9 protein-coding genes, 2 tRNA genes and 1 pseudogene are annotated in these 12,583 nt (G+C 59.2%); 3 read left to right on the top strand and 9 right to left on the bottom strand.

Annotated elements, in window-relative coordinates:
• Positions 1-73: 73 nt before the first annotated feature.
• On the top strand, positions 74-1,468 hold the full coding sequence (locus tag BMY55_RS11990) for an aspartate aminotransferase family protein (protein WP_091430918.1): 1,395 nt from the start codon (positions 74-76) through the stop codon (positions 1,466-1,468).
• A gap of 47 nt (positions 1,469-1,515) precedes the next feature.
• Positions 1,516-2,817, top strand: a complete 1,302-nt coding sequence (locus BMY55_RS11985) for an NAD(P)/FAD-dependent oxidoreductase (protein WP_091430916.1) — start codon at positions 1,516-1,518, stop codon at positions 2,815-2,817.
• Here BMY55_RS11985 and modC read toward each other — a convergent pair.
• The 5 genes from modC to msrB all read right to left on the bottom strand — a co-directional run bounded on the left by modC (position 2,814) and on the right by msrB (position 6,487).
• Positions 2,814-3,914 (bottom strand): molybdenum ABC transporter ATP-binding protein, encoded by a 1,101-nt coding sequence (modC, locus tag BMY55_RS11980; RefSeq protein ID WP_091430914.1) that lies wholly within the window; start codon positions 3,912-3,914, stop codon positions 2,814-2,816. The genes BMY55_RS11985 and modC overlap by 4 nt on opposite strands.
• Positions 3,911-4,606: a molybdate ABC transporter permease subunit gene (gene modB, locus BMY55_RS11975; RefSeq protein WP_091430913.1), complete on the bottom strand. Its 696-nt coding sequence runs from the start codon at positions 4,604-4,606 to the stop codon at positions 3,911-3,913. Before modB ends, modC begins: the two co-directional genes overlap by 4 nt.
• The gene (modA, locus tag BMY55_RS11970; protein WP_245744728.1) at positions 4,603-5,337 is read right to left on the bottom strand and encodes a molybdate ABC transporter substrate-binding protein; all 735 of its coding nucleotides are present in this window, start codon (positions 5,335-5,337) and stop codon (positions 4,603-4,605) included. Before modA ends, modB begins: the two co-directional genes overlap by 4 nt.
• Before the next feature lie 194 nt (positions 5,338-5,531).
• A complete protein-coding gene (gene msrA / locus BMY55_RS11965; RefSeq protein WP_091430911.1) occupies positions 5,532-6,041 on the bottom strand; it encodes a peptide-methionine (S)-S-oxide reductase MsrA in 510 nt (169 codons plus the stop codon).
• Complete coding sequence (gene msrB / locus BMY55_RS11960; RefSeq protein WP_091430910.1) at positions 6,041-6,487, bottom strand: peptide-methionine (R)-S-oxide reductase MsrB; 447 nt, start codon at positions 6,485-6,487, stop codon at positions 6,041-6,043. The genes msrA and msrB overlap by 1 nt, the downstream gene beginning before the upstream one ends.
• Positions 6,488-7,013: 526 nt before the next feature.
• Between msrB and BMY55_RS17085 the strand changes: the two are divergent.
• A pseudogene (locus BMY55_RS17085) lies at positions 7,014-7,213 on the top strand (IS3 family transposase); the annotation flags it as partial.
• A gap of 151 nt (positions 7,214-7,364) precedes the next feature.
• Here the strand turns inward: BMY55_RS17085 and BMY55_RS11955 are convergent.
• The 4 genes from BMY55_RS11955 to dprA all read right to left on the bottom strand — a co-directional run bounded on the left by BMY55_RS11955 (position 7,365) and on the right by dprA (position 12,461).
• A tRNA-Gly gene (locus BMY55_RS11955) sits at positions 7,365-7,439 on the bottom strand.
• A gap of 45 nt (positions 7,440-7,484) precedes the next feature.
• A tRNA-Gly gene (locus tag BMY55_RS11950) sits at positions 7,485-7,559 on the bottom strand.
• Positions 7,560-7,746: 187 nt separating this feature from the next.
• Positions 7,747-11,187: a pyruvate carboxylase gene (locus BMY55_RS11945; RefSeq protein ID WP_091430908.1), complete on the bottom strand. Its 3,441-nt coding sequence runs from the start codon at positions 11,185-11,187 to the stop codon at positions 7,747-7,749.
• A gap of 155 nt (positions 11,188-11,342) precedes the next feature.
• Positions 11,343-12,461 carry a DNA-processing protein DprA gene (gene dprA / locus BMY55_RS11940; RefSeq protein WP_407639033.1) on the bottom strand — a complete coding sequence of 373 codons (1,119 nt, stop codon included), beginning with the start codon at positions 12,459-12,461 and terminating at the stop codon, positions 11,343-11,345.
• Between the last annotated feature and the right edge of the window lie 122 nt (positions 12,462-12,583).

Genomic DNA, 12,583 nt, shown 5'->3' with positions numbered 1-12,583 from the left:
TTTTCGCAGGACCGCAGCACCACTGATTCTGTGCAAGGTCTTCTGCGCCGGACTGTTTCTAGGAGTTCCTGACATGAACAAGATCACAAACCACCTGCCCACCGCCGAGTTGCAGGCGATTGACGCCGCCCACCACATGCATCCGTTCACCACGGATGACGAGTTGAAGGCAAAAGGCGCCCGGATCATCACCTCTGCCGAAGGCGTGTGGCTGACCGACAGCGAAGGCGAGCGGATACTTGATGCGATGGCGGGTCTTTGGTGTATGAACATCGGTTACGGTCGCAGCGAAATGGCAGATGTGGCTGCCCGCCAAATTCGCGAGCTTCCATTCTACAACACTTTCTTCCAGACAACGCATGTGCCGGCCATTGCCTTGGCCCAGAAACTGGCTGAGCTTGCACCGGGCGATCTGAACCACGTGTTCTTTGCCAATGGCGGGTCGGACGCGAATGACACGAACATCCGCATGGTGCGCACCTATTGGGCCGAGAAGGGTCAGCCCGAGCGGCAGGTGATCATTTCGCGCTGGAACGCCTATCACGGGTCGACCATAGGCGGCACGTCACTGGGCGGCATGAAGGGAATGCACGAACAGGGCAGCCTGCCCATTCCCGGTATCGAGTTCATTGACCAGCCCAACTGGTATGCCGAAGGCGGCGACACCGATCCCGAAGCATTCGGTCTGGAACGCGCCCAACAACTGGAAGCCAAGATCAAAGAGGTTGGCCCGGATAAAGTCGCGGCCTTCATCGGGGAACCGATACAAGGGGCGGGGGGTGTGATCGTCGCGCCCGAAGGATATTGGGCCGAGATTCAGCGCATTTGCAAGAAATACGATATCCTGCTGATCGCGGACGAGGTTATCACAGGATTTGGTCGTACCGGCAATTGGTTCGGTTGCCAGACGTTGAATATCCAGCCTGACATCATGACTGTCGCCAAAGGGCTAAGCTCTGGTTACGTCCCGATCGGTGCGTCAATCGTATCCGACGAAATTGCCAAAGTGCTGGCCGCGACCGAATTCAATCACGGCTACACCTATTCAGGCCACCCCGTCGCCTGTGCCTTGGCCTTGGAAAACCTGCGTATTCTGGAAGAAGAAGGCATCATTGACCGGGTGCGCGATGAAACAGCCCCTTACCTGGCCGAGAAATGGCATTCGCTGGCCGATCACCCAATGGTTGGGGAAACCAAGATTGTTGGCATGATGGGGTCGCTGGCTCTGACGCCTGACAAGTCCAAGCGTGCGCCCTTTGCGGCGGATGCGGGAACTGTTGGCTACATCACCCGCGAGCGCTGCTTTGCAAACAATCTGGTCATGCGTCACACAGGCGACCGGATGATCATCTCGCCCCCGCTGGTGATCACCAAGGCCGAGATTGACATCTTTATCGAACGCGCCCGCACGTCGTTGGACGAAGCGTATGAAATTGCGAAGGAAAAACGTCTGCTGGTCGCAGGCTGATCCAAGGCGGGCCGTGGCAATCCCGGCCCATTTTTCATGAGGCTTCGATGGATCTGTTAACTGCCAACGACCGGCACGGGGAATACCCGCAATCATGGTATGCCGCCACAGCAGATGCGCCCGGACCCTATCCGGCGGCGTCTGGCGATCTGACCTGCGATGTGTGCATCATTGGCGGCGGGTTCACGGGGTTGTCGGCAGCCCTTCATCTGGCCGAGAGGGGCTATGACGTGGTGCTGCTTGAGGCGCAGCGGGTTGGCTTCGGGGCTTCTGGCCGCAACGGCGGGCAGGTTGGCACCGGGCAGCGGCTGGAACAGGATGCGCTGGAAAAGATGGTCGGGCGCGATGATGCCCGCAAGCTCTGGGATATGTCCCTGGAAAGTGTCCAGCTGGTGCGCGATATCGTGGCCAAGCACGCGCCCGATGCCGGGTTCACCAACGGCATTCTGCACGCCATGCACCGCCCCCGCTACGTGCCAGAAGATCACGCCTATGTGCGCAAGCTGAACGAGGAATATGGCTACGACCTGATCCGCGCAGTAGATCGGGATGAGATGCGCGCGCTGTGCGGATCGCCCGCCTATCACGGCGGGTCTTTGGACATGGGGGGCGGGCATACTCACCCGCTGCGATTGGCTTTCGGGATGGCACGCGCCGCGGTCATATCTGGCGCGCGGATCTTTGAAACCAGCCGTGTGACAGGGGTGACGGACGGCTCGAATGTGGTCGTAAAAACAGACGCGTCGCAGATCACTGCCAGTCATGTTCTATGGGCCTGCAACGGATATCTTGGTGATGCAGAAGGCAAAGTCGCCGCGCGTGTCATGCCGATCAACAATTACATCATCGCGACCGAACCGCTTGAGGACCGTTTCGCCAAATCCCTGATCCGCGACCGTCATGCCGTGGCCGACAGCAAGTTCGTCATCAACTATTTCCGTCTGTCCGAGGATAACCGGATGCTGTTTGGCGGGGCCGAAAGTTATGGATACCGCTTCCCGAAAGATATCGTGAAACTGGTGTCCAAGCCGATGTTGGAGATCTATCCGCAACTGAATGGCACCAAGATCGATTATGCCTGGGGTGGCACCTTGGGGATCACCTTGAATCGGATGCCGCATTTCGCCCGTTTGCAGGGCAATGTGTTGTCGGCGTCGGGATATTCGGGGCACGGGGTGTCGATGGCGACGCTGGGCGGCAAGATGGCGTCCGATGCGATTGCCGGTCAGGCCGAGCGGTTTGACCTGATGGCATCGGTTCCGACCCCGCGCTTTCCGGGCGGCGTTGCGATGCGCTGGCCGTTGCTGGTCGCGGCGATGTTCTGGTTTTCGTTGCGCGACAAGTTCTAACGGGACGCAGCGCCAACATCGCCCGGTGCCACCGCAACCGATTTGACCACGGCAAAGATCGCAGTTCCCGGATGCAGTGCCATGGCCTGAACGGATCGTTTCGTGACCCGCGCCAGCACCCGGCCCGCGGCGGTATCAAGCGAAATGACAGCACCCGGCCCATCACCTTGTCTGATATCAGCGATGGTGCCCGGCAGGATGTTCAGCGCAGACAGTCCTGCGGGCAGGGCCTTTGACAAGATCACGTCCTGCGCCGCGATACGAAGGCGCAGTTTGTCGCCGATAGAGCGTTCAACATGCGGCAAAAACAGGGGCAGGCCACCGGCCTCCAACTCGGTCAAACCATCTGGATGATGGGTTGCCACTCGCGCTTCGATCACCGCACCGATGTCGCGCACCCCGCCGGGCGTAAAGCCGGGGTCGCCCAACACTTCGGCGGCGGTGCCTTGACGGATCACCCGGCCAGCCTCCAACGCCACGACGGTTGTGGCCAGCCGCGCCACCTCGGTCGCTGCGTGGGTGACATAAAGGATCGGCACATCGCTTTCATCACGCAGCCGCTCGAAATAAGGAAGAATTTCGCCCTTGCGTGCGTCGTCCAGGGCCGCCAGTGGTTCATCTGCGAGGATCAGTTTGGGACGGGCCAGCAGGGCGCGACCGATGGCAACGCGCTGCTTTTCACCACCAGACAGCCGGGCGGGACGACGGGACAAAAGGGGGCCAATCCCCAACATCTCAACCACGCGATCAAAGGCGGGTTGGTCGCTGGGCCGGCGTGTGACCCATCGGGCATAGTCCAGATTCCGCGCGACGCTCATGTGGGGAAACAGCCGCGCGTCCTGAAAGATATAACCCAACTGCCGCTTGTGGGGCGGCAGATGCAGATCGCGCGCACTGTCCATCAAGACCCGATCCCCAACAGCGATGTGCCCCGTAGCAGCGTGGCTCAGCCCCGCAACGGCATCAATGACCGAGGTCTTGCCAGACCCCGAAGCGCCAAACAGAACGGTCAAACCTGTCGGAACCTCGAAATCCACGTCCAAGCTGAACCCCTCCATCCTCTGCCGCAGATGAACGGAAAGCGCAGGAAGGGTCATGCGCCCTCCATCCGTTGGGCAAGGCGGCGCGCAAAGATTTCAGAGAGGATCAGCGCCGCCATGGCGATAAGGATTGAAACGATGACCAGTCGCAATGCTTGCGCTTCACCACCGGGCACTTGCAAAAAGCTATAAATTGCCGATGGCAAGGTCTGTGTCTGCCCCGGAATGTTCGATACGAATGTGATCGTCGCCCCGAACTCGCCCATTGCCTTGGCAAACCCCAGAATGGTCCCGGTCAGAATGCCGGGCAGGGCCAGGGGCAGGGTGACGGTCGCAAAGACACGCAACTGGCTGGCACCAAGGGTCGCTGCAGCTTGTTCCAACCGTTGATCGACCGCTTCCATTGACAGGCGAATCGCCCGGACCATTAGCGGAAACCCCATGATCGCTGCCGCAAGGGCCGCCCCGGTCCATTGAAACGCAATGCCCACGCCCAACGTATCCAGCACCCGCCCACCTGGGCCATTTACACCAAAGATCAATAAAAGCAGATAGCCGGTGACGACCGGGGGCAAGATCAAGGGCAGGTGCACCAGCCCATTGGCGATCTGCTTGCCCGGAAATTTCCATCGCGCCAAGGCGTGTGAGACGAAGACGGCCAACGGCAGGGACAGGAGCGTTGCCCAGAACGCCACCTTCAACGACAGCGTGACTGCCTGCCATTCCTGTGGGCCTAGCCAGTCGGTCATGACCCCTCCAATATGGTGAAACCGTTGTTCAGAAAGACTTGGGTCGCCGTGTCTTGTTGCAGCCAGTCCAGAAAACCGCTTGCCGTGTCTGCATTGTCCCCATCGACAATTGCCGCCGGATAGCGAATAGCCGGGTGGCTGTCGGCGGGAAAGCGCATGACCACCTGCACCCTTGGTTCGGCTTTCGCGTCACTGCCATAGACGATCCCAAGCGGCGTCTGCCCGAGCGCGACCAGTGCCAGCGCCGCGCGGACATTGTCGGTTTGTGCAACCATTGGGGCAACGGCCTGCCATTGGCCCAACGCCTCAAGTGCCGCTTTGCCATAGATACCGGCGGGAACGGCTTCAACCAGCCCCATGGCCATACGCCGACCTGCGAGATATCCGGCAAGATTTGCCAATTCTTCCGAGGTTGGAGATGCGCCCTTGGCCGGGGCGATCAAAACCAGGTCATTGCTGAAAAGATCGACGCGCGTGCCGGGAATGATTTGACCTGCCTCCTCCAGCACATCCATCCATTCGGTGTTGGCCGAAATGAAGACATCCGCAGGCGCGCCTAGCGAAATCTGCCGCGCAAGCACGGATGATCCAGCATAAGACAGGTGGACCTTGTTCCCGGTCTCGGCCTCGTAACCCCGAACGACCGTATCCAATGCGTTCTTCAGGCTTGCAGCGGCAAAGACGGTGATATCATCCGCCCGTGCCGTATCGGTGCCCATAAAGATGGCCAAGATGCCGACTGAACAAACACCGATCGCTTGCGCGAACGAGGTGCAAACAAACGAACCGGTACGAAAGAGGGCGCAAGAGACAAACATGATCGCAGAGCAGATAACGACATGCAGCCAACAGCGGCAAGGTCTTTTGCTGCGACAGTTCAGGTGCGCAGACGGGACATTCCCGACCGGCGCACCTGATCATGGTGTTATTCGGCCGCGTCGCGCTTTGGCAAAACCCAATCAGGGCGCACGAAATGGCAGGTATACCCGTTGGGGATACGTTGCAGGTAATCCTGATGCTCTGGCTCGGCTTCCCAGAAATCGCCCGCAGGTTCGACCTCGGTCACGACCTTGCCGGGCCACAGACCCGAAGCATCGACATCCGCGATGGTGTTCAAGGCCTCCGCCTTCTGCGCCTCGCCCACGTAATAGATCGCGGACCGATACGAGGCACCTATGTCATTACCCTGCCGCATGGGGGTGGTCGGGTCATGGATTTGAAAAAAGAACTCCAACAACCGACGATAGGTGATCCGGTCGGGGTCAAATATGATCTCGATCCCTTCGGCGTGGGTGCCGTGGTTGCGATAGGTCGCGTTGGGCACATCGCCGCCCGTGTATCCCACGCGGGTCGAGATCACACCGGGCAGTTTGCGGATCAAGTCCTGCATGCCCCAAAAACACCCGCCTGCCAGAACCGCACGTTCTTGTGTCATCAGATATCCTCCACTTGGTTGAGATAGGCACCATAGCCTTCCGCCTCCATATCATCACGATGCACGAAGCGAAGCGAGGCCGAGTTGATGCAATACCGTAAACCGCCCCGGTCTGTTGGCCCGTCCGGAAACACGTGACCCAGATGGCTGTCGCCATTGGTTGATCGCACCTCGGTCCGCACCATGCCAAGTGTTGCATCCCGCAGCTCGGTGATATGGGCAGGCTCGATCGGTTTTGTAAAACTGGGCCACCCGCATCCGCTTTCATATTTATCCGAAGAAGCAAACAGCGGTTCGCCCGAGACAATATCCACGTAGATGCCCGGCGCCTTGTTGCCAAGATATTCGCCACTTCCAGGGCGTTCGGTGCCATTTTCCTGGGTTACGCGAAACTGCTCGGGTGACAGTTTGGCGATGGCGTCAGCGGATTTTTCATATGTGCTCAAATCTTTACCCCCTGTTCGGCGTTGTAGGTGTGCATAAGATGGGGATTGAATGGCCGGTTTTCCATGGGTCGGCCTTCGCCGAGGTGGCGCATGTCGGTTCGCAGTCAGGCAGACGGGTCATCGGCCAGCAAGCAAAAACAACACCGCAAACGGTCTAAACACTCATGTAGTGTGCGGTAAAGGTCTGCCCGATGGTAAATACCATTGGTGGCGAGTACCGGACCACCGATGTAAGTCAGATCTGTTCTTTAGGCTTCTTCTGTGCGCCAAGAGGACAGGACTTTCCAAGAAGTGAAAAAACGGAAGCTACAGGACGCCTTGAAGATCCCATAGCTACCTAACCGTAAAGTATCGATATGCCCAGACACTCTGCGGGCGAGATGACCGTATCCACTTTGAACCATATGGTTCGCCACATTGAGGACGACAAGCAAGGGCCTGGGTTGGCCTGCGCCTGTGGTGTCGGAGGACTGGCATTGAATGTGCGCAATCGTGAACATGCCCCGGGCACCGCATCGTCGGCTTCAAGGGGATGAATTGCTCCCGTTGTGCACCGGATCACCCTCAAACCCAATGCTAGATCGACCGCGGCAGCAAGCCCTGACGAACCGCATCCTGTTGGAAAACTTCGTTCTGCCAGGCGATCTCGTAACCCAGGTCGAGGCCTTCGCCGTCCATTACAACCCGCAGCGTCACCACGGGAGCCTGAGCAACGTCACACCTGCTTTGCGCATCTTGCCAAGCCCTAGGCAGTTCAAACCTCTAAAATCAACACAAACCCAATCACACGATTGGGCAGCTGTTGTGAACGAAAGTTGATCATTGGCAGGTCAACGGCCAGCATTCTGACTGCGAGCCCGTGCTTTAATTGTCCCATTGGAGCGGGCGAGGCGATTCGAACGCCCGACCCTAACCTTGGCAAGGTTATGCTCTACCCCTGAGCTACGCCCGCATCCTGATGGGTTTGTCCGGCCAGTGGCCGAACCGGGGAACCGATTGGAGCGGGCGAGGCGATTCGAACGCCCGACCCTAACCTTGGCAAGGTTATGCTCTACCCCTGAGCTACGCCCGCATCCTTCGGTGAGCCGTGAGATATGAAATCCAACGCATGGCTGCAAGGGGAAAATCACACCAAACGGCGAAATTCGCACCAGAAGGGGGTTCTTATCGCCTTTTATTGCCAAGCTGACGTGCCGTTGCATTGTGGCAAAAAAAGGGGCCACCAACTATGGCGACCCCAATACCGACATTCGAAGCGTCTAATCCAGTTCGATCATCAGATCCTTGGCGTCGATCTGACCACCGGGTTGCACATGCACGGTTTTGACCGTGGCATCGCGTTCGGCATGGATGCCGGTTTCCATCTTCATCGCCTCGATGGTCAGCAAAAGATCGCCTTCGCGCACGGGTTGGCCCGCGCTGACCGAAATGGTTGCCACAACGCCGGGCATTGGTGCGCCCACATGGTTTGCGTTGCCGTCCTCGGCCTTGGGGCGTTTGGCGGTCGAGGCTTTGACAAGCCGGTTCGGCACGCGAATAACACGCGGTTGACCGTTGAGTTCAAAGAACACTTTGACCTCGCCGTCCTCGTTGGTTTCACCCACGGCTTGCAGGCGAATTTCCAGCGTCTTGCCGGGGTCGATCTCGGTCGAGATTTCTTCGCCCGGTTCCATCCCATAAAAGAAGGTTCTGGTGGGCAGGGTGCGCACCGGACCATATTGGCGATGGCGCCCCATGTAGTCCAGAAACACCTTGGGATACATGAGGTATCCGTTCAGATCCTCGTCGTCGATTTTCAGCCCTTCTAGCTCGTTCGACAGGCTTGTGCGTGCGGCCTCCAGATCGACGGGTTTCAAGTGCTTGCCGGGGCGCTCGGTGTTTGGCTTTTCGTCCTTCAGCACCTTTTTGACAATCGTTTCGGGGAACCCGCCGGGGGGCTGGCCCAAATTGCCGCGCATCATGTCCACAACGCTGTCGGGAAAGGCGACATCCGTCTTGGGGTCTTCGACTTCTGCCCGGGTCAGGCCCTGGCTGACCATCATCAACGCCATGTCACCAACCACTTTCGAGGATGGCGTGACCTTCACGATATCACCGAACATCTGGTTCACATCTGCATAGGTCTGCGCCACCTCGTGCCAGCGTTCTTCCAGACCCAGCGACCGCGCCTGCGCCTTTAGATTGGTGAATTGTCCGCCGGGCATCTCGTGCAAATAGACCTCAGAGGCAGGTGCGGCCAGCCCACTTTCAAAGGCCGTATATTGTGCGCGAACGCCTTCCCAATAGTTCGAGATCTCGCGGATGGACCCGATGTCCAGCCCGGTGTCACGCTCGGTATTGTCGAGAGCTTCCACGATGGATCCCAGACAGGCTTGCGACGTGCCGCCACTGAACGCGTCCATCGCAGCGTCAACAGCATCGACGCCAGCATCGGCGGCCGCAAGGATTGTTGCGCCCGCAATGCCCGAGGTGTCGTGGGTGTGGAAATGAATCGGCAGATCGACTTCGTCCTTCAACGCCTTGATCAGAACGCGGGCGGCGGCAGGTTTCAGAAGCCCCGCCATGTCTTTCAGGCCCAGCACATGGGCGCCTGCGGCCTCAAGCTCTTTCGCCATGCCCACGTAGTATTTCAGGTCATACTTGGCGCGATCAGGGTCAAGGATATCGCCAGTATAGCAGATCGTGCCCTCGCAGATCTTGCCCGATGCGACCACAGCGTCCATCGCGATGCGCATGTTCTCGACCCAGTTGAGCGAGTCAAACACGCGGAATAGGTCAACACCGGTCAGCGCGGCCTGTTTGACAAAGGCCTGCACCACGTTGTCGGGGTAGTTGGTGTAGCCCACGCCGTTGGACGCGCGCAAAAGCATCTGCGTCATCACGTTGGGCATAGCTTCGCGCAGGTTGCGCAGACGTTGCCACGGGCATTCCTGCAAGAAACGATACGCCACGTCGAACGTCGCCCCGCCCCAACATTCGACCGAGAAAAGCTCGGGCAGGTTGGCCGCATAAGCGGGTGCGACCTTGATCATGTCAATCGATCGCATCCGCGTGGCCAGAAGCGATTGGTGCCCATCACGCATCGTCGTGTCGGTGATCAACAGCTTTTTCTGCGCCTTCATCCAATCGGCGACCGCCTGCGGCCCTTCGGCGTCCAGCAGGTTGCGGGTGCCTGCTGCGGGTTCAGCGCGCGAGGCAGGAGGCTTCGGTGGCTTCAAATCGCTGGCCGGTGCGGCGCGACCTTGCGTTTCGGGATGCCCATTCACGGTAATGTCCGCGATATAAGTCAACACCTTGGTGCCCCGGTCCCGTCGCTTCTTGAACTGGAACAGTTCGGGTGTCTCGTCGATGAACTTCGTTGTGTACTGGTTGTTCAGGAAGGTCGGGTGTTTCAACAGGTTTTCGACAAAGGCGATGTTGGTCGACACGCCGCGCACGCGGAATTCACGCAGGGCGCGGTCCATCCGGGCGATGGCTTTTTCGGGCGTCTGCGCCCAAGCCGTCACTTTCGTCAGAAGGCTGTCATAATATCGCGTGATCACCCCGCCCGCATAGGCCGTGCCGCCGTCCAGTCGGATACCCATGCCGGTGGCCGAGCGATAGGCGGTGATGCGGCCATAATCTGGGATGAAGTTGTTTTGCGGGTCTTCGGTGGTGACGCGGGTTTGCAGGGCGTGACCATTCAGACGGATGTCGTATTGTGACGCCTTGCCGGTCGCTTCGGACAGCGACTTGCCTTCGGCGATCAGGATTTGCGCCTGAACGATGTCGATGCCAGTGACCTCCTCTGTCACGGTATGCTCGACCTGAACGCGCGGATTTACCTCGATGAAATAGAACTTGCCGGTTTCCATATCCATCAGGAATTCGACGGTGCCCGCGCATTCATAATTCACATGGGCGCAGATCTTGCGACCCAGTTCGCACAGCTCTTCGCGTTGCGCTTCGGACAGATAGGGGGCGGGTGCGCGTTCCACGACCTTCTGGTTGCGGCGCTGGACCGAGCAGTCGCGTTCATACAGATGATAGATGTTGCCGTGGCTGTCGCCCAGAATCTGCACCTCGACATGACGGGCGCGGGTGATCATCTTTTCCAGATACCCCTCGCCATTGCCGAAGGCGGCTTCGGCCTCGCGGCGGCCTTCCAGCACTTTTTCTTCCAACTCGTCCGGGCCGTGGATCGGGCGCATCCCGCGGCCGCCACCGCCCCAGCTGGCTTTCAGCATCAGGGGATAACCGACACTCTTGGCTTCCCTGCGGATGGCATCCATATCGTCGCCCAGCACCTCGGTGGCGGGGATAACGGGCACACCCGCTTCGACCGCGACCTTGCGGGCTGATGCCTTGTCACCCAGCGCGCGCATTGTGGCTGCCTTGGGGCCGATAAAGGTGATCCCGTTGGCGTCGCAGGCATCCACGAAATCTGGGTTTTCTGACAGCAGACCATAACCGGGATGGATCGCATCAGCGCCGCATTCCTTTGCGACGCGAATGATCTCGTCAATCGACAGATAGGCGGCGACCGGACCAAGACCTTCACCGATGCGATAAGCTTCGTCCGACTTGAAGCGGTGCAGGCCCAGCTTGTCTTCTTCGGCATAGACCGCGACGGTCTTCTTGCCCATTTCGTTGGCAGCGCGCATCACGCGAATGGCGATTTCACCCCGGTTGGCGATCAGGATTTTCTGAAAGTCCCGCATCTCACTCTCCCCCTTATCAGGCCCATTATGCCGATTTGGGTGAAAGTCGTAGGGCGTGCTGCATCGCAGCGCAATAGGGTTTGTAAGAATTCGGCAAGGATTTTTTCATAATTGGTAAGATTATTTTACCAAATCTACACAGGTTAAATGCCGACCTACTGTGATCGAGCAAGCAAGCCGCCGGGCTGGCGTATGATTCGGCCCTCAAGCTCCAGATTGACCAGTTCGGGCAGGATATCGCCCGAACCCGCGCCTGTTTGATCGCCCAGATCCCGGATCAACTGGTCCTCTGCCAGGGGGCTTGGACCCAGCCGGGTCAGGATCTGGCTGTGCAATTCGGCCGTTTGGGACAGGGTTCTTTTGTCTTGCGATTTGCGCGGCTCTACTGGCGGTGATGCGACAGGCATGGTAGCATTTGCGCCATCTTTGTCTGTTGCGACGGCCGGGCCAATCGCGTCGATCACGTCTTGCGCGCCACGCACAAGGGCAGCGCCATCGCGGATCAGGAAATTGCAGCCCGACGCACGGGCATCGAACGGGTGGCCGGGCACGGCCAGCACATCGCGCCCCTGATCCAACGCATTGCGCGCGGTGATCAGCGATCCTGACTTGGCGGCGGCTTCAACAACAACAACAGCGCGCGCCAACCCCGAGATCAAACGGTTGCGGCGGGGAAAATGGCGCGCCTGCGGGGGCAGGCCCGGCGGCTGTTCAGACAGCCGAAGCCCATTGCGGGCAATATCTTCGGCCAGAACCGTGTTTTCCTTGGGATAAATCACATCGACGCCACCCGCCATCACGGCCACGGTGTTGCCAGCGTCCAGCGCGACTTCGTGCGCCACGGTGTCCACGCCGCGCGCCAGCCCGGACACGATGGTAAACCCGGCTTCGCTGAGGTCGCGGGACAGTTTACGGGTCATGCGCAACCCGATCGAGGATGCATTGCGCGCGCCGATCAGCGCGACCATCGGGCGGTGCAGCAGGGAAATATCGCCTATTGCCCAGAAAAACGGCGGCGGGTCGGCAATCTCTGACAGAAGTTCAGGATAGGCTGGCGTGCCCCATGTTACCATCTTGGCTCCGGTAAACCGCGCGCGGCGATGCTCCGCCTCGGCAACCTCAGGCGGGCAGGGGGCATAGTCTTTTACCCCTGCTTCGGCTGCGACATCCGGTAGCGCGGCCAATGCGGCCTGCGCCGAACCATGCTCGGACAACAAGCGATAGAAGGTTGCAACCCCAACACGACGAGAGCGCAAGAGACGGATCCACGCCAATTCATCTTCCTCAGACTGAGGGGAGGGGGTGGGGTGATGCAGGGAAGGTGAAAGGTCCATAGGCATGATTGATTCCGTCTCTTGCGGATTAACCTTGCCGTGCCAATGGTTAACGCCCCCCT

Origin of the sequence: Aliiroseovarius sediminilitoris (assembly GCF_900109955.1) — a bacterium.
GTDB classification, from domain to species: Bacteria; Pseudomonadota; Alphaproteobacteria; order Rhodobacterales; family Rhodobacteraceae; genus Aliiroseovarius; species Aliiroseovarius sediminilitoris.
Note: the sequence above shows the minus strand (reverse complement) of the source record. Positions and strands in the feature narration are given on the sequence as shown.

What these genes read in the sequence shown, in the direction of transcription:
- BMY55_RS11990 (WP_091430918.1), top strand. Translation starts at nt 74, where the DNA reads ATGAACAAGATCACAAACCACCTGCCCACCGCCGAGTTGCAGGCGATT.
- BMY55_RS11985 (WP_091430916.1), top strand. Translation starts at nt 1,516, where the DNA reads ATGGATCTGTTAACTGCCAACGACCGGCACGGGGAATACCCGCAATCA.
- modC (WP_091430914.1), bottom strand. Translation starts at nt 3,914, where the DNA reads ATGACCCTTCCTGCGCTTTCCGTTCATCTGCGGCAGAGGATGGAGGGG.
- modB (WP_091430913.1), bottom strand. Translation starts at nt 4,606, where the DNA reads ATGACCGACTGGCTAGGCCCACAGGAATGGCAGGCAGTCACGCTGTCG.
- msrA (WP_091430911.1), bottom strand. Translation starts at nt 6,041, where the DNA reads ATGACACAAGAACGTGCGGTTCTGGCAGGCGGGTGTTTTTGGGGCATG.
- BMY55_RS11945 (WP_091430908.1), bottom strand. Translation starts at nt 11,187, where the DNA reads ATGCGGGACTTTCAGAAAATCCTGATCGCCAACCGGGGTGAAATCGCC.